General features: G+C 65.5%; 16 protein-coding genes. 4 read left to right on the top strand and 12 right to left on the bottom strand.

Annotated features, from left to right (window positions below):
* Positions 1 to 14 precede the first annotated feature (14 nt).
* From OG306_RS12560 to OG306_RS12540, 5 genes are all read right to left on the bottom strand, one after another.
* Entirely contained in the window at positions 15 to 155 is a 141-nt protein-coding gene (locus OG306_RS12560; RefSeq protein ID WP_371665296.1) for a hypothetical protein, read from the bottom strand.
* The gene (locus OG306_RS12555; RefSeq protein WP_371665295.1) at positions 152 to 1,561 is read right to left on the bottom strand and encodes a replication initiator; all 1,410 of its coding nucleotides are present in this window, start codon (positions 1,559 to 1,561) and stop codon (positions 152 to 154) included. The genes OG306_RS12560 and OG306_RS12555 overlap by 4 nt, the downstream gene beginning before the upstream one ends.
* Before the next feature lie 287 nt (positions 1,562 to 1,848).
* Positions 1,849 to 2,043 carry a hypothetical protein gene (locus tag OG306_RS12550; protein WP_371665294.1) on the bottom strand — a complete coding sequence of 65 codons (195 nt, stop codon included), beginning with the start codon at positions 2,041 to 2,043 and terminating at the stop codon, positions 1,849 to 1,851.
* On the bottom strand, positions 2,036 to 3,340 hold the full coding sequence (locus OG306_RS12545; protein WP_371665293.1) for an FtsK/SpoIIIE domain-containing protein: 1,305 nt from the start codon (positions 3,338 to 3,340) through the stop codon (positions 2,036 to 2,038). The genes OG306_RS12550 and OG306_RS12545 overlap by 8 nt, the downstream gene beginning before the upstream one ends.
* Positions 3,340 to 3,702, bottom strand: a complete 363-nt coding sequence (locus OG306_RS12540) for a hypothetical protein (RefSeq protein ID WP_371665292.1) — start codon at positions 3,700 to 3,702, stop codon at positions 3,340 to 3,342. Before OG306_RS12540 ends, OG306_RS12545 begins: the two co-directional genes overlap by 1 nt.
* A 167-nt stretch (positions 3,703 to 3,869) precedes the next feature.
* On the opposite strand from OG306_RS12540, the gene OG306_RS12535 reads away from it, so the two are divergent.
* The gene (locus OG306_RS12535; RefSeq protein WP_371665291.1) at positions 3,870 to 4,643 is read left to right on the top strand and encodes a GntR family transcriptional regulator; all 774 of its coding nucleotides are present in this window, start codon (positions 3,870 to 3,872) and stop codon (positions 4,641 to 4,643) included.
* Between the two features lie 402 nt (positions 4,644 to 5,045).
* Here OG306_RS12535 and OG306_RS12530 read toward each other — a convergent pair whose 3' ends face one another.
* The 4 genes from OG306_RS12530 to OG306_RS12515 all read right to left on the bottom strand — a co-directional run bounded on the left by OG306_RS12530 (position 5,046) and on the right by OG306_RS12515 (position 11,789).
* A complete protein-coding gene (locus OG306_RS12530; RefSeq protein ID WP_371665290.1) occupies positions 5,046 to 5,987 on the bottom strand; it encodes a hypothetical protein in 942 nt (313 codons plus the stop codon).
* 61 nt (positions 5,988 to 6,048) lie between these two features.
* Positions 6,049 to 6,609 carry a flavoprotein gene (locus tag OG306_RS12525; protein WP_371665289.1) on the bottom strand — a complete coding sequence of 187 codons (561 nt, stop codon included), beginning with the start codon at positions 6,607 to 6,609 and terminating at the stop codon, positions 6,049 to 6,051.
* 531 nt (positions 6,610 to 7,140) lie between these two features.
* The gene (locus tag OG306_RS12520; RefSeq protein WP_371665288.1) at positions 7,141 to 9,693 is read right to left on the bottom strand and encodes a DEAD/DEAH box helicase family protein; all 2,553 of its coding nucleotides are present in this window, start codon (positions 9,691 to 9,693) and stop codon (positions 7,141 to 7,143) included.
* A complete protein-coding gene (locus OG306_RS12515) occupies positions 9,693 to 11,789 on the bottom strand; it encodes a site-specific DNA-methyltransferase (protein ID WP_371665287.1) in 2,097 nt (698 codons plus the stop codon). Before OG306_RS12515 ends, OG306_RS12520 begins: the two co-directional genes overlap by 1 nt.
* 106 nt (positions 11,790 to 11,895) lie before the next feature.
* Here OG306_RS12515 and OG306_RS12510 point away from each other — a divergent pair, with 106 nt between their 5' ends.
* From OG306_RS12510 to OG306_RS40910, 3 genes are all read left to right on the top strand, one after another.
* Positions 11,896 to 12,324, top strand: a complete 429-nt coding sequence (locus OG306_RS12510) for a hypothetical protein (protein ID WP_371665286.1) — start codon at positions 11,896 to 11,898, stop codon at positions 12,322 to 12,324.
* Between the two features lie 179 nt (positions 12,325 to 12,503).
* Positions 12,504 to 12,629 carry a hypothetical protein gene (locus OG306_RS12505; RefSeq protein WP_371665285.1) on the top strand — a complete coding sequence of 42 codons (126 nt, stop codon included), beginning with the start codon at positions 12,504 to 12,506 and terminating at the stop codon, positions 12,627 to 12,629.
* Positions 12,630 to 12,636: 7 nt separating this feature from the next.
* A complete protein-coding gene (locus tag OG306_RS40910) occupies positions 12,637 to 12,798 on the top strand; it encodes an Imm32 family immunity protein (RefSeq protein ID WP_432762252.1) in 162 nt (53 codons plus the stop codon).
* Positions 12,799 to 12,980: 182 nt separating this feature from the next.
* Here the strand turns inward: OG306_RS40910 and OG306_RS12500 are convergent, their stop codons facing one another.
* The 3 genes from OG306_RS12500 to OG306_RS12490 form a co-directional block, all read right to left on the bottom strand.
* Positions 12,981 to 13,271, bottom strand: a complete 291-nt coding sequence (locus OG306_RS12500) for a hypothetical protein (protein WP_371665284.1) — start codon at positions 13,269 to 13,271, stop codon at positions 12,981 to 12,983.
* Positions 13,272 to 13,496: 225 nt separating this feature from the next.
* Positions 13,497 to 13,769 (bottom strand): hypothetical protein, encoded by a 273-nt coding sequence (locus OG306_RS12495; RefSeq protein WP_371665283.1) that lies wholly within the window; start codon positions 13,767 to 13,769, stop codon positions 13,497 to 13,499.
* The gene (locus OG306_RS12490; RefSeq protein WP_371665282.1) at positions 13,766 to 14,110 is read right to left on the bottom strand and encodes a hypothetical protein; all 345 of its coding nucleotides are present in this window, start codon (positions 14,108 to 14,110) and stop codon (positions 13,766 to 13,768) included. The genes OG306_RS12495 and OG306_RS12490 overlap by 4 nt, the downstream gene beginning before the upstream one ends.
* Positions 14,111 to 14,587 lie beyond the last annotated feature (477 nt).

Below are 14,587 nucleotides of genomic sequence, written 5' to 3'. Positions count from 1 at the left end.
GCCCCTCTCGCTTTTCACTCGATCTTCCCGCCCGGTTGGCGCTCCAGGAGCCGGGCCAGGCGGCGAGCAGCTTCCGGACTGATCTTGGTGGAGAACTTCCGGCACACACGGTCCAAGTGCCGGGCCATCTCTGTATCCCGGTCACGTTGGTTCATCGGACCGCCCTTGACCGACCGATCTCCGCGCGGGCGATCTCGCGGTTCTGGGCTTGATCCTCGGCGATGCCTGCTGCGATGAGGGTGGCGCCGGGGGAGTGGCCGGAGCCGACGTACCGCCAGCGGGCATCTGTGATCGTGCCGGGTTCGTCGGTGGCGTCGGACGCGGTTCGTTCGTGTTCGGCTCGGTCGGCGCGCAAGGCTGTGTACGTGGTCGAGTAGACGCGTGATTTGGTGAGGATGTGGCCCCGGTACCCGAGGGTGTGGGCCCAGGCGCGCAGCCGGAGGGGTTCGAGTTCCGGGACGCCGCCGAGTTGCCAGCAAGTGCGCATGAGAGCGCGTACGTGAGGCGAGAGCCGGGCCGCGGTGATGTCGTCCGGGTGCGTGACGCGGTAGTCGAGGCCGGCGGAGGTGTCGGCCGCGCCTTTGGTGACGTACTTGGCGACGTACGCGGCAACTGCGTCGTCGGTCAGGCCGTCGTGACCACTTCCGAAGGCGCGGAGCGGCCGGGCGTCGAGTTGGGCACCCCAGCGCAGTTCTCGTTCCCCCAGTGCTCTGCTGTACGGGGTGCGCAGGTGCACGGCTGCTGCGGCGGTAGGGACGACAGCCGCTAGGACGTCGGCTGTTGCCCAGGGCGGAGGCGGATCGTCCGGGCCACCCGCGCCGTCGAGACGGACGACCGTGTGCACGTGGACGGCCGCGCGCCGTTGGTACTCGGCGACTTTGGCATACGAGATGCGTACCGCCCGGCGCAGTTCGCTGCGGGCGTGCCCGGTGCGGGTGGCGAGGTGGTTGTAGAGGTTGTCGTTGAACGCCTTCCACAGCCGTCCGGCGTGCCCGTGCCACAGGATGTGGGTCGGGTAGTCGTAGCAGCCGGGGCAGAGCGGTTGTCCGACGGCGGGGTCGGTTGCGTCGTGGGTGGCCGGACAGCCGGGGGTTCGGCCGTGTTCGCACCGTTCGGCGTTGCGTCGCGGTCGGCATAGTTCGCGGTCGGCGGTAGCGCGGTGGACGGCGCCGAATGAGGGCGCTGTGAGGGTGACGAACAGCCGGGGCCGCTCCCGCACGTCGGTCGGTACGGACTTCCCGCCGACGAGTCCGGCGCGGACGAGATGGAAAGTGTCGCCCGCGTGAAGGCGGGAGCAGGGTGCGCAGACGGTGGCTCGGCGGTTGCGGCAGCGGATGAGCAGGCGTTCGCCGGGTTCGTCGTTGGTGTCGTACTGGTGCAGGACTTCGCCGCTGGTGGCGTCGCGCGTGGTGGTGGAGCCAGCGAGGTGGATCGGGTGCGCGCAGCCGCCGGTGGCGTTTACCTGCTCCAGCCATCGGACGAAGCGGGGATTCTGGACGAGACGGATCAGGTCTTGGTCGACTTCGGAGAGCTGACGCAGACGCGCCGTACGGTTGAGCACGGCGCGTCTGTCAGCCGAGGGGTTCTCGGCGGGGATGGTGGGGACCTCCCGGGATGGGCCGCCGTAGCGGCACGGATGGGTTCGGCTGGGTGGGATTCGTCCATGGAGATCACTCCCGGGGTTGTTGCTGACAGTGCTGTGCGGGATGGGTCAGCGGATGGTGCCGGTGCCCCGGCAGCAGCGGCAGCGTCGCCGGTGGCCGGTGTGGGTCTTGGGGTGGCGCTCGCCCTTGCAGATGGGGCAGCGGACTCGGCGCATGGGCATGGTTCGGTCGCTCCCTGCTTCTCTCAGGTGTGGGTGAAGCCGGACAGGAACCAGTTCACGAGGCCGTCCGCGGTGAAGATGACCGGTGTCTGTCCCAGGTACATGCCGAACAGGGCGATCAGTACCGCTTCCCACCACCGCACCTCGCGGGAGCGGACGAGGAGCACGGTGGCCAGCCCGAAGACCAGGGCCAGCGGAAGAGCTGCGGACTCACTCATGCGCCGGAACGCTTTTCACCGCGTTCGCCAGGTACGGCAGGCACGGAGTCAGCTCCGCGCACTCCGTCGCTGTTTCCTGCACTTCGTCGGACGTGGTGAGCCGTGACCGGGCACGGACCCAGCTGCCCATGTCGCCGACGGTCACCGCGACGCCTTGTTCTGCCTCACTGATCGACTGAGCGACCGCGACGGCATCCTTGTTGAGATCACCGAGCGCCATTTCTGCGGTCCCGGGATCGTTGACGCGGTGGCAGATCCGGCCGCTCAACTGGGCAGGGAGCGCGGTGACTCCGGGACCGAGGTCGGAGCCGACCCGCTGGCCGGCCACTACCAGGTGGACGCCGAGGGCCGCGCCGAGCTGTGCCAGCCTCAGGAGGTAGGTCGAGCACTGCTCAGCCTCTGCTCGCTGTTCCTTGCTGCCGTTGGTCAGGTACAGCTCTGCCAGTTCATCAACGATCACGACTACCGGCACCGGCCGTACTTTCTCGTTCAGGTCCCATATCGACCGGGCACCGGCAGCGCGGCAGAGCCTCATGCGCTCCTGCATGTTGGTGACCAGCGCGCCGAGGACGATGACCGCATCACTACGGGAGGTGGCCAGGGCGGAGAGCCGTTGTTCGACCAGCCCGAGTTCCATGCCGCCCTTGCAGTCGATGCCGACCAGGGCGACCGGTTGCGGGGCGAGCTGCGTGACCAGCCGCGCGATCAGCGTGGACTTACCGGACTGCGTGGCACCGACGATCAGCCAGTGCGGCACACGCCGGAAGTCCATCACCCATGCACGACCTGTCTCCAGCGCACCCACGACCACCGACAGCAGTACGGCGGACTCCGGCACAGCAGGACGGCCGGGATGTTCCAGTGGATCGGTGGCCGTGGCTGTGATCAGTACGACACCGCGTTCCGGCGAGGCGACCCGTACGGCGTGCATGCGCCAGGCGTGCGCGAATGCGTCTGCCGCAGCCACGAACGGGGTCGGGGTCTGCCCGGCGCGTAACCGCACCAGGAGTTCCAGACCGTTCGGGGTGAGCCGGGGGAACGAGCAGCGCGGGGCCCGGGGCCGCAGTGGCTCGCCCCTGACTGCCAGGTCCCCCAAGATACGGCGGGTGGGCTTGGGAGAGACCGTGAGGCCGTTGACGTAAGCCACCTTGGACCAGGTGAACACCACGCGCAGAGCAGTACGGGGGTAGCCGGTGACGTACCAGTGCCAGTCTGGCCGCCGCTGTTGCAGTTCCTTGCCGACGAGTAGCAACCACGCCAGTAAGGCGAGGGCGAACGCGAGCAGGATCGAATTCATCAGGCACCCCCCGTCTTGCCGGCGGGTGCGGTGGCGGTTGTGTTGCCGGTCGGTACGGGGGTGATGGCCGCTGCGCGGAAGCTGATTCCGTGTCGGTCGCCCATCGCCCAGGCGAAGGCGTCGAGACCTGTCACGCGCACTTCCGCGCCCTCGACCACCCCCTTGGGTTCTCCGGTGACGGCGATCTCGATCACCGAGACCCGACGACCTTCCTGGCGGACCGTCACGGCTACGGAGTAGATGGTGTTGCCGTCCCGGTCCTTCTTGACCTCCTTGGTTTCGAAGTCGCTGATCTTCGGTTCAGGCCCGACCGCGCACCGAAGCACGCCCAGTCGGGAGGTGTCCACAGGGATGGACTGCATGGATGGGTCTCCTCGGCCGCTGAAACGCTAGGACGTCATGTGACGTCACTCGTACGTACGAGTTGAGAGTCTGCATGTCTTGACCGAAGAACGCAACCACTTATGCTTACGAGTGACGTCAGCTCACGTCAGGACCGGACACCACAGGTGATGAGGAGAGGCCCGGCATGGGAGAGATCCAGCGTCCTGGCGCGCTGTACCAGCAGGTCGCCGCCGAAATCCGCAGCGGCATCACGACGGGCGAGTACAAGCCCGGAGCCCCGCTCCCCTCGGAAGCCCAACTCATCAATCGCTACCAGGTCAGCCGCCCGACCGTACGCAAGGCCATTGCTGCCCTCCGTGCGGAGGGGCTGATCGAGGTCATCCATGGCAAGGGCAGCTACGTACGAGCCATGCCCGCCCCGGCAGTCACCATCAAGCGGACCATTACCCGCAGCGGGAGGACGTTCCGCACTGGCCACCAAGCGTGGCAGGAAGTCGAGGCCCCGTCGGTCTACCGCACCACGACCACGGCGACCACCGGCCCGCTCCTCGGACTGGCAGAAGGCGAAGCCCTGTTCGCGGTTGACCGCCTACTGTCCGACCCGCGCACCGACACCCGCGCGCTGCACCGAGTGCTCATCCCGTTCGCCACCGCGGCCAACGAAGCCGAACAGCTCGGCGAAGCCCCGGACACAGAGCCGGAACAGATCTACGCCATCCTCGCGGCAGTTGGTCACACACTCACCTGGGACGAGACCGTCAGCGCCCGCATGCCCTTGCCCGACGAGCGCGTCACGCTCCGGATCCCCGACGCGACCCCCATCGTCCATGCCACCCGCGTCACCCTCGGCACAGACCAACGCCCGCTGATCCTCGAAGAACTCCGCGCCGGCGCCGACCGCACCCAACTCGCCTACCGAATCACCGCCGACAGCCCCCGCGCACTACACGCCCTCTGAACCCGCGTCCCAGGTAACTGTCGAAACCTGTCTTCACTTACTCAAGGCGCCGCGCAAGCGCGGCGCGCGCCGCAGCCCCCCCGGCTGGGGGCTGCCTCTGTCTCCGCCCCGGCTGCCCCCGGCCGGGGCGGCGGCGCACCGAGCGCGGACACCAGCCCGAGAGAAACGGCCGGCACGAGGGTGGGGAAACCCGCTGTGGCTGGGGCGGTCGGCTCCACGGCTTTAGCCACCTCCCCGGTTCGGGTCCCGCGTCGAGCAAGACCAGGGGGCCACTCGTTCAAATTCCGGGCAGGATCACAGCCTGCCCGAGTTGCCAGCCAGCGTACGGCCCCCTGATCATGCTCGACCCCAAACCGGGCAGGACACCGGCCAAAGCCGCTCCGCCGACCTTCAGGGTCGTGGCTAGTTGTCTGAGTCCTTTACCTCAAGCTCTTCCATCGATTTCTTGGGTGGACTCCAAGCACCGGTTTTGTAGTCGATCAGCCGCTTCAACTGTTCCAGAGGCCACTGGGTGAACTTCTGCTCCGACTTCCACCCGCATGACACGCATTCGTCGTGCAGTAGTGTGCCGAATTGTGCATCTCGCTCAATTAGCTCACTGCTTTCCTCTACTACCTGATAGGAGTCGCAGTTCGGGCAACGCTGTTCCACTGGCTGATCGTGGCGCACACGGAGCAACGTAAAGGTTCTCAAGAGTTGCTGTGTGGCGCCGAGCACGACCTCGGCGTCCAGCTCAGAGGCGTCGACGTAATGCTGTAGCCATACGGTTAGGTCCCACGTATTCACCGCGAGTGCTTTAAGGTAGGCGCGCGGCTTGCTATTTGCCGTGAGGCTGTTTGCGAAGATCCCGAACCACGCCTTGAAGTTGGCTACTTGTGGGGTCTCTTCGTGCACGCGAACCCACTCAGCGTTCATGTTCTCGCGCACCAATGCCAGTAGGGCTTCACGGCAGCGTATGCCTACAGCTTGAAAATCCTCAGCTTCCTGTGCGGCCGCCATCGCATCGACGGCTCCGGCATAGCGGCGCCATGGCTTGCTGACATGTTCAATCTGTTCTTCATCCGGTTGTACGTTGAACTGCTCATGGAGGATGGTATTGAGGCCGAGATGGTAGGTGAATACTTGATCGAGACTCTTGAAGTCATCCTGTGAGTAGAGATTGGTCATGTCCGTAATGACCCACCAACGCTGTCCGCTCGACATCCAGACGTCGTAGAGATCATGACTTCGACCAGCTACTCTTCGGCAGCCAACCTTCTGCACCAGGGTGACTCCGTCCTCGGACTCCGGTGGTGTCTGGGAAGTCACGTACTCACGGATCTCGCGTTCTTCCAGATCAGTCATCGTAGGCATGGTCGAATTATCACAGCAGTGGTCAGCGTTCGACAGCCTTCGTGGGGCAGGTTCAATTCCCCATTACCCGGTGTACGGACGTCAAGATCGCGGTCCAGGGAAGCTCTTGATCTGCTGGGCCCCGGCGCGGTTCGTCGAGTGGCCAGATGTCAGCCCCGTAGATCAGCTCCACGCCTGCTTTCCCCAGCGTCTCGATGTGCCGCTCCCACGCCGGGTGCCGCGCATGCGCAGCGTTGATCCGAGGGAACACCACCACCGGAACGCCGATCGTGCCAAGCGCTTCGCCCACCTGTGTCAGGGCTTGGCTGTCGGCGATGCCCGTCGCTAGCTTGGCGACGTAGTTCGCACTTGCCGGGGCGACGACGTAGCAGTCGGCGACAGGGTGTGGGCGAGGCTCAGTCGGAAGGCGGGGTGTATCCCGCACCGGCAGGCCGGTCAGTGTCTCCAGTCGGTCCACCTCGCCGTTCGCCCTCAGCCATCGGCCGGCATTGGGCGTCAGGGTCACGGCTACCTGCCAGCCAAGGGCCATGGCTGGCTCCACCAGTCCGGTGCGCAGCGTCTCGACTCCATCAGCTGCCGCACCCACGACCGCCAGCACTCCGCGACTGCTCATCGTTCCACCGCCCCGTATCGGTCTGTCCCAGGGCCAGCAGTACAGCAGAGAAGTACAGCAACCACACCGACCACCAATAACCGTGGCTGATCCCCACAGCCCGTGTGGCCGGGCCGACAGCCCTCAGCGGCCGTCGTGCCGATAGTTCGCGTCGAGGGGGTCACCGTGTCCGCTGCGTGCCCGTTCTGAGCGCGACGGGCTTGACTCGGTCATTAGGACTCCGCCGACCGCGTGTCCACCTTTAGGCCCCGTGGGGAAGCGTCAGCGCAATCGACCACGCGAGGCGCCCCACGCAGCATCGCCTTGCCCTACGAGCAGCACCACCCTCGACAGGAGCCGTGGAGCCCGGCGCCCACCCGACGCGACAGCCGGGCCGCCGGCCTTCCCTCACACACCGAAAAACCCGAAACGGCCCACCAATTCACCTGATGAGCCGTCACGAAAGATCGAGGTCAGTAGCCACCCAGACATCCTGTCGACCAAGATCGCTCAGCACAAGTCCTGCGGATCAGCTCGTTCTGAAACGATTAGTTATCCGCAGAACTCCTTCAGCCGCCCCCACAGCCCAGCCGCGTCCTCGACGTCCTGCTCACCGGCGAGAAGGTACTTCCACGTGACGCCTCGGACTTGCGGGGAGGAGTTGGCTGTATTGGCCCACTTCTTCGCTGCGCGCCGTTTGGCCTGGACTTCCGCAGCGGACATGTCTTTGTCGCTCTTCGTCTCTACGAGCCAGCCGAAGCGTTTCCCTTCGATCTCCTCGATGACGACGAAGTCCGGGTTGTAGTTCCGGCCGTCCGTGGTCCACTGGATCGGCACGTCGTTGATGTGAAGGCGTGCCCAGACCACGACGGAGCTGCTGCTATCGATCAGACCGGCCGTCTGGAACTCGGGAGAGCTGTCGAACCAGGCGTGGCTGTACAGGTTCTTCTGCCATCCGTTGAATGCCAGGTTCTTGTCGAACGTCCCGTCTGCGTGTCCGGCTTCCTGTTTCCGCTGCGCTTTACGGGTCTTGTCGATTGCCAGCCATTCGACATCGTCGGTGTACATGATCTGGGTGGGGTTGAAGTCCCGCAGTGTCTTGCTGATCTGCCGGGCAAGTCGCTGCCCGCATACCTCGAGGAAGGCCGACAGGCACTCTTGAGCCTCGTCGCCCATGGCCTCAATGACGCAGTCGACGATCCTCTCTGCGGCCCCGAGTTCGTTCTTACGGTTCGGCACGTCCTTGGCCGACATGACGCGGCGGATGAGTGCCTTGCGGGTCTCCTGAAGCGGGATGTCCAGAGGCAGAGCGGCCCTTATCGAGTCTCGGGCAGTCTCCGCGCGGACCTGGGCCTTTTGCCAGTTGTGGCTCGCAGACAGCTTGGTGCGGCGCAGCTCCTCGGAGTGCTCGGTGACCAATGCCCGTCCGAGGCGCTGGAACGGTCCGTAGTCCTCCGGATCAATATCGTTCAGGCTGACCGTTGTCGGGTGGGGTACGGACACGAGTCGCGGGATCACGATCGGCTCCCGGTCCGGCAACGCCGGATACTCGATGATCGTGCCGGACTGCGCGTCCTTCCTCGCCTGGCGTGCCCGGCTCTCCTGGTCCACGATCCCGACGATGGGAGCTGCGGCTGTCGATGCCGGAGCTGTCTTGAGGTCGCCCGGCTCTGGCGACAACAAGAACTCTTCACTTGCCGCAGGATCTCCGGTCTGGGCCGTTGCGGAAGGCCGTGTAGCCGGGATGACCAGGCCCGGCGCGGGGATGGCCGTCTGGCGAACCTCCAAGCTGCCGTCGGCCGCTCGCCGTAGATGCGCGTAGGTGCCGTAGTCGATGAACGCCTCGTTGAGGACGCTGCGCTTCTTCAGCAGGTCGCCGTACTTCTCGTGGGCCAGGACCTCAAGGGTGTCGAGGAACTCCACCTGTGTATAGCGTCCGAAGGGGAGCCGCATGCCGCGGCCAAGGGTTTGCTCGGTGAGCACCGCGGAGACGGAGGCGCGCATGGATGCGATGACGTAGACGTTCTTGACATCCCAACCCTCCTTGAGCATCCCTATGCTGATGATGATCCGCACGGGCGAGTCGGGTTCCTCCACCGCCTGCAGGTCAGCGAGGGCTCTCTCCTTTTCGTCGCCTTTCAGCTTCGAGTGCACGAGCAAGGTCGTACCGACCCAGGCGCCAGCATCGAAGGAGCTGGAGTCAAGGACGTCCTGGTACTCCCTCGCTTCTTCGATAGACCCGGCGATGACCAGCATGACCGGGTTGACGCGCGGCAGTTCATGCTCGGTGCAGTACGCGTCGGCCGCTGCGCCCTTGTACCGCAGAAGGTTGACGCCATCGAGGAGCTTGGTCTCCGTGTCGGTGCGGTCGTCACGGCGCGCGACCATCACCGGGGTCTTGACCAGTTCGTCCGCGATGGCTGCAGCGAGCGGGTACCTAAATGCGACCAGGTCCTCGTCGGCCCTGACCGGTGTGGCGGTCAGGCCGACCACGAGTTCCGGCTTGAGGTCGGTGATGGTCCGGGAGAACGCCGGTCCGCGGTAGCAGTGGTGCTCATCGGCGAGGATCACCAGGTCGTCGAGACGGGCGAGGCGTTCGAAGAACGAGGCGCCTAGGTTCTCGGAGTGGACATGGGTGGCGCGGCCCTCGCCCGTGGACGTGGTCAGAGCCTGAACGGTGAAGATGTATAGCTTGGTGACACTCGCGTCGTCCATGGCGACCCTGGTGGCTGGCGCGTTGAAATTGTCGGCGGTGACGACGTACGGGGCCGAGCGCATCACGGGCCGCAGTGACTTGGGGTTGCCGGGCGTGAAGTTCTGTACCGACTTGTCACGGATGGTGCGGCCGGGTGCCAGCAGAAGGAAGTTCCGTGCCGGACTCTCGGCGCCTGCCAGGTACTCCATGAGCCCGGCCATCACATAGGTCTTTCCGACACCGGTCGCCGAGTCGACGATGCATTCGAAGGGGTCGGAGCTCTCCTGGACGTCGTAGTGATCGGAGGTGCGGAGGATCACCGACTCGATGGCCTTGCGGTTGGGTTCACGCAGGTCGAGACGGTGTGCTACCTCGTCGAGGAAATCGGCCTGGAATCGCAGCTCCACCATCAGACACTCTCCCTCTCGGCCCCTGCGGCGGCGGAGTCGCTCGTCTCCGTGGTGATACGGGGTGGCGGTACGGTTCGGCCGGCCCCGAACGGGGCCTTCGAGGCGGACGTACGGCGGTAGTTGTCCAGGACCTTGTCCGGGATCAGTTCGAGCTTGGAGCCGGGTCGGTCAACCCTCAGTGTCTCGGTTGCGTCGCTGTCGATCTGGGTCGCCCAGATCTCGACGACCTCGCCCTCGGGCAGCCGGTCGAGGACGGACGCGATGGTCCCTTTCCCGACCATCCCGTCGATCACGAGATAGCGGGTGCGGCCCTGGCGGCCAGCGAAGATGTCGTCGGGTTCGTACGGCACGGACAGTTGAGCGCACATCGCCTCAGCGAGCGCCCCCTGAGTTGCCCAGTCGGCGAGCACGACGATGCCGGCGACCTCCTCGAGCATGGACTCCCCGACGCGCAGGTGCGTGAAGCCGCCGCCCCCGTGCCAGTTCAGGGTCGTGACGTTCTTGGTCTTGGTAGCGGCCTTCAATGCCTTGATGGTCTTCTCGTCGAGGTCGGCCAAGTTCGCCTTGGCCACTTTGCTGAGCACCCGGTTGAACTCCTGCGCGTTCTCCGGAGAGACCCCCTCGGGTAGCTCCATGTCGTCTTCGTCGTCACCGGCGACCGCGGCTATTCGCTCGGTGATGCTGGTGACGCCTCCTGGGTCCTCTCCGTTGACTACCTTCGTCAGGCGAGGAAGCAGGAATCGACTCACGTTGGAGGAGAGCAGTTCACAGGTCACCCATCGGCGTCCCATCTTGTGGGCGACCGCCGCTGTCGTGCCGGATCCACCGAAGCAGTCCAGAACGATGTCGCCTGGGAGCGACCCGATATGAACAATGCGGGCGATCAGCTGCTCCGGCTTGGGGGTGGCGAACGGGTGCTCGTCCGGGAAGAGATTCCTGATCTCGTTCTTCCCGCGCAGATTGCCGCCGACCTCGCTGCCCAGCCACAAGGTTTCCGGTACCCGGCCGTTGTCCTCGAGGTGCTTCTTGCGCTGGATCTGCTCCCGAAGGCCGAGCATGACGAGGTCTGGCCAGTGACCGGCGTCGAAGCGCGCCCGGGCTTTCGCGGCGGCTTCTTCGAGCGGAACGGACAGCGCGATCGCGGGCACCCCGGGCTTCACCTTGTCTGGCGTGGTGCCGCATATCCGGGCCCGCTCGACCTCGTCGTGGATGTCGCGAAGCTCGTACGGGGCATACTCGGACATTTGTTCGAGCATCCACGACTGCGCTTTGCCCCAGCAGCGGCCCGGCGGCGGATACATCCTCTTCCCGGTGACCGGGTGCTCGATCGCATAGACCATGGGCTGGTGCGTAGCGGCGCCGCCTGCCGTCGCATCACCGTCGCGCCAAGGAACCGGGTCGCCGTCCCGCGACTTGTAGCGGGACGTGTTCGAGACCGCAAGCCTTGGCATGCGGTTCGGGATCCAGGCCTCGCTCTTGCGATAGACGAGGATGGTGTCCTGCGACGTCGACAGCCCCTTGGTGTCGTTCCGAGGCGAGTCAGCCTTCTGCCAGGCGACTTCGGCGACGAAGTTATGCTCACCGAGCTCCTCGTCCAAGACCACGCGGCACCGGTGAGACTCCGTGTGGTCCAGATGCACCCACACGGAGCCGTCCTCGGTCAGCAGCGGCCTGATCTGGCGAATGCGATCTCTGAGAAGGGTGAGCCAGATCGAGTGCGCAATGCTGTCCTCGTACTGCGAGAACGCCTGACCGGTGTTGAACGGCGGATCGATGTAGACCAGCTTCACCTTGCCGAGATACCGGGCGGCGTAGGCCGGGATCTTGGCCAGGGCGTCGAGGGCGTGCATGGCGTCGCCGGTGACGAGGAGATTGTCTTCGGTCGGCTCCGGCAGCTCCGCCGGCCGCTCCTGGGGTGTGGCGGCCGCGAACTGACTGACCTTGTGGAGCAACCGGACCTCGGAGACGCGGTAGTCCGACGAGTCGACGAATGAGTAGTCATACCTGCCGTCACCCGTAGACAGGAGAGTCTTGTCCTTGTCCGTCCAGGTCAGTTCAAGTCGCCCGTGATGACGGGACGTCAATTTTGATGTCATGCAGCGTCCTTGAGGATCGAGTCGTGATCTCATCCTCACGTAAAGATCGTGTTGGGTATACAGGAATCATCGCGTCCTCTCGAAGATCCCCGTTCTGCTGATCCGAGTGACCTGCCTGCTCGCGTCGAACGTGACTCCGCGCTCAGGTACGGCGGTCGGACTTCACCGGGACGTTTCTGAGGCTCATCGGCGTCCTTCGAGGCGGTTTGCCGGCGAGGGGGCTGCGGCCAGTGGCGAGCTGGTCGGGGTCGGCGAGTTCGAAGCGGCCGTCGGCAAGGCCCGTTCCGCGCTGGATGCGGTGCGCGATGCTTGCAAGACCTGGACCGTCTGCCGGGAGGCGTCAAAGAAGCCAGCCAACGACCGGAGCCAGGCGGAGCGTTGGGCGGTCTTGATCCAGGAAGCCTACGCGCTGTTCAGCGGCGCCCAACACGACGACGCGCGTACCACCGAACACTTCACCTGGTGGCTGGCGGACGCAGCAGCCGCTGTAGCGGCAGCTGCCGGGCTACTCGCCCGTTTGGAGGACCTGCCCTAACGGGCGCTGCAGCCACCAGGCAACTTGGGGCAGCAGTCGCCCTCAACCGTCTGGCGTGCTGCGGACCAACTGTGGACGGGGAATCACTCAACAGGCCACGGGGGACCCGGCACCTGCGGGAATCCTGAACAGTGCAGGGCCCTCCGGAGCCGTGTGCGTGAGGCAGGAGGATGGTCTGCATGACCTACGAATCCAGCAGCGCGCCAGCCGAGAGCACCCAAGTCACGACCGTGACCGATGGTGTCGCACAGGTCTTCACCTGGGAGGAGGACGCACGGATCGAGGTACGGAACCTTCGGTCGTGAGGTCGCCATCGAGGCGAATGCCGCAGGCCTCAGAACGCTCGCCAGCCATCTGCTCACTCTCGCGAAGGACGGCGTTCCCGACGGGAGCCATCTACACCTGGAGGACGGCAACGGTCTGGCGGACAGGTCCGTCGGGTTGGTTCTGGAACGGTGTGACGAAGAGGATTGAGGCAAGCCAACAGTGGCTGGCACACATGCCTCGTTGCGGCGGTCTGTCGAATGTGTGTCGAAGTAGGCCGGATCAGCGGCACATTCGACGTGAGCGTGCTGGTCACGCATCCTGGTGGCCCCGAACATCCAAGCGCCTTCTAAGCACCCGTCCAGAGCGAGTGGGCTCGCATCTGCTCACGCTCAGCCGGCCCTGCGCTCCTGGACGCCAGCTCTCCGGGTGATCGTAGCAATCTCCCGCGCGGCGGCTGCTGAGAGTTCGAGTTTGACCAGCGCCGAGCCGTCCGCACTGGCCGTGGCGCGTAGCTTGCTCCCCGTCGTGTCTATGCCTGCCGCTGTCAGCGCGTTGCCGAGTTCTGTCGCTGCCTGGGTTGCGTCTTGCCAGCCGGCCAGGTAGTCGACGCCGCGTACCCACAAGGCCGCGTCAGGGTCCAGGTCGTGGGAGTCGAATGCGTCGTCCCCGATGCCGTCCATTCTCTTAAGTCCCTTTCCCCGCAGGCTGGCTGAACACTGACCTTGCTGGGCCGCGCCGTATGTGGACACGACGAGAGCCCCGGTACCATCGGCACCGGGGTTCGTGATCGTTTATGAGCGGTCCCCTGCCGGACCACCCCGCGCCTGCCAGGGTTTGAGGGGTGGTCCGGTGTCATGTCAGCGCTTGTTGAGAGTGGCCCCAGCCGGTTGCTTGCCCGACAGAGGTCAGAATCGGTGTCGGCCGCCGGGGTACTGGATCGGTTTGCGGCATGCCGGTGCGCCGTCGGGTACGGGTTCCTTGTCGAGCGCGTGGCAGAGCGAGGCGTGGAGTTGTTCCGCCTCAGCGACTGTCAGAAGCAGCCGGGCGGTGGCGACCGGGGCGTCGTGGCGGTTGATCTGGAGTGGCAGGGTCAACCGGCCGTCTTGTTCGCGGATCACGGCTTTGCTCGCTGCCGGTGCGATTTCCCACTCCCGTGTCCCGCCCGTGCTCCGGCTCATGTGGCTGTTCCGTCGGTGGGTGCCGGGTCGTCGTCCGGCTCGACATCGTCGTCATCGGGTTCGCGGAGCCGGTTGCCCCTGCTCTCGGCGACCCGGAGCGCGTCACGCAACGCTTCGTAGAGTCGGGCGCTGAGGTAGCGGAGTTCCCAGGGCTTGACGTTCTCGTCCTTGAGGATGTCGGCGGCGTGGCCGAGGAGGATGTCGCCGGCCTGGAGCTGGATCGCCTCTATCTCGTCAGCGAGCCGGGAAAGATGACTTCGACCGCCGTGGTCGGTGACGAGGTAGGAGCGCTGGCCGGCCGGGCCGAGCCAGGGGAGAAGGCGGGGGTTCCTGCTCACCATGTCACCACCGTCCGGTGGGCGGTGCAGCCGAGGCCCGTGAAGCAGCCGCAGACGAGACGAGACGGGACCGGGTGCGGCGCTCGTGCGCGACGATGTACGGGCGGACAAGGCGGACGTCTTCACCGCGGATCGAGGGCCAGACGTAGGGGTCCGGGATACGCGGGAGGCTCATCGTCGGCGTGTCCATACATCCCCGGGCGGGGTTGTTTCCCGCCGCGCGGTGGTGGCCCGGCGCGGGCAGTAAGAGGTTCAGCAGCCACTCGAAAATCCTGCCGATATGGTTTCGCATGTCGACCTGCTTCCATCAGGTTGGCCATGCCCCGGGGTGCCGCCACGCACCGCCGGGGTGTCTTGTCTCGACAGTCAACGACCGTCTTCGGTCATGAGGGAGCGTTCACAAGGGGGTTCACATGCACACTGGGGGTTCGGAAGCGGGCGTCAGGGGGTTCATGATGAACCCCCTCCGCTAGAACTGCT

Source organism: Streptomyces sp. NBC_01241 (genome assembly GCF_041435435.1).
Classification (GTDB): Bacteria; Actinomycetota; Actinomycetes; order Streptomycetales; family Streptomycetaceae; genus Streptomyces.
This window is presented reverse-complemented; position numbering and strand designations above follow the sequence as displayed.

Excerpts from the sequence above, each read along its gene's own strand:
- OG306_RS12530 (WP_371665290.1), bottom strand. The coding sequence starts at position 5,987 with ATGACTGATCTGGAAGAACGCGAGATCCGTGAGTACGTGACTTCCCAG.
- OG306_RS12500 (WP_371665284.1), bottom strand. The coding sequence starts at position 13,271 with ATGGACGGCATCGGGGACGACGCATTCGACTCCCACGACCTGGACCCT.
- OG306_RS12505 (WP_371665285.1), top strand. The coding sequence starts at position 12,504 with ATGACCTACGAATCCAGCAGCGCGCCAGCCGAGAGCACCCAAGTCACG.
- OG306_RS12525 (WP_371665289.1), bottom strand. The coding sequence starts at position 6,609 with ATGAGCAGTCGCGGAGTGCTGGCGGTCGTGGGTGCGGCAGCTGATGGA.
- OG306_RS12535 (WP_371665291.1), top strand. The coding sequence starts at position 3,870 with ATGGGAGAGATCCAGCGTCCTGGCGCGCTGTACCAGCAGGTCGCCGCC.
- OG306_RS12520 (WP_371665288.1), bottom strand. The coding sequence starts at position 9,693 with ATGGTGGAGCTGCGATTCCAGGCCGATTTCCTCGACGAGGTAGCACAC.
- OG306_RS12550 (WP_371665294.1), bottom strand. The coding sequence starts at position 2,043 with ATGAGTGAGTCCGCAGCTCTTCCGCTGGCCCTGGTCTTCGGGCTGGCC.
- OG306_RS12540 (WP_371665292.1), bottom strand. The coding sequence starts at position 3,702 with ATGCAGTCCATCCCTGTGGACACCTCCCGACTGGGCGTGCTTCGGTGC.
- OG306_RS12490 (WP_371665282.1), bottom strand. The coding sequence starts at position 14,110 with ATGGTGAGCAGGAACCCCCGCCTTCTCCCCTGGCTCGGCCCGGCCGGC.
- OG306_RS12515 (WP_371665287.1), bottom strand. The coding sequence starts at position 11,789 with ATGACATCAAAATTGACGTCCCGTCATCACGGGCGACTTGAACTGACC.
- OG306_RS12545 (WP_371665293.1), bottom strand. The coding sequence starts at position 3,340 with ATGAATTCGATCCTGCTCGCGTTCGCCCTCGCCTTACTGGCGTGGTTG.
- OG306_RS12495 (WP_371665283.1), bottom strand. The coding sequence starts at position 13,769 with ATGAGCCGGAGCACGGGCGGGACACGGGAGTGGGAAATCGCACCGGCA.
- OG306_RS12560 (WP_371665296.1), bottom strand. The coding sequence starts at position 155 with ATGAACCAACGTGACCGGGATACAGAGATGGCCCGGCACTTGGACCGT.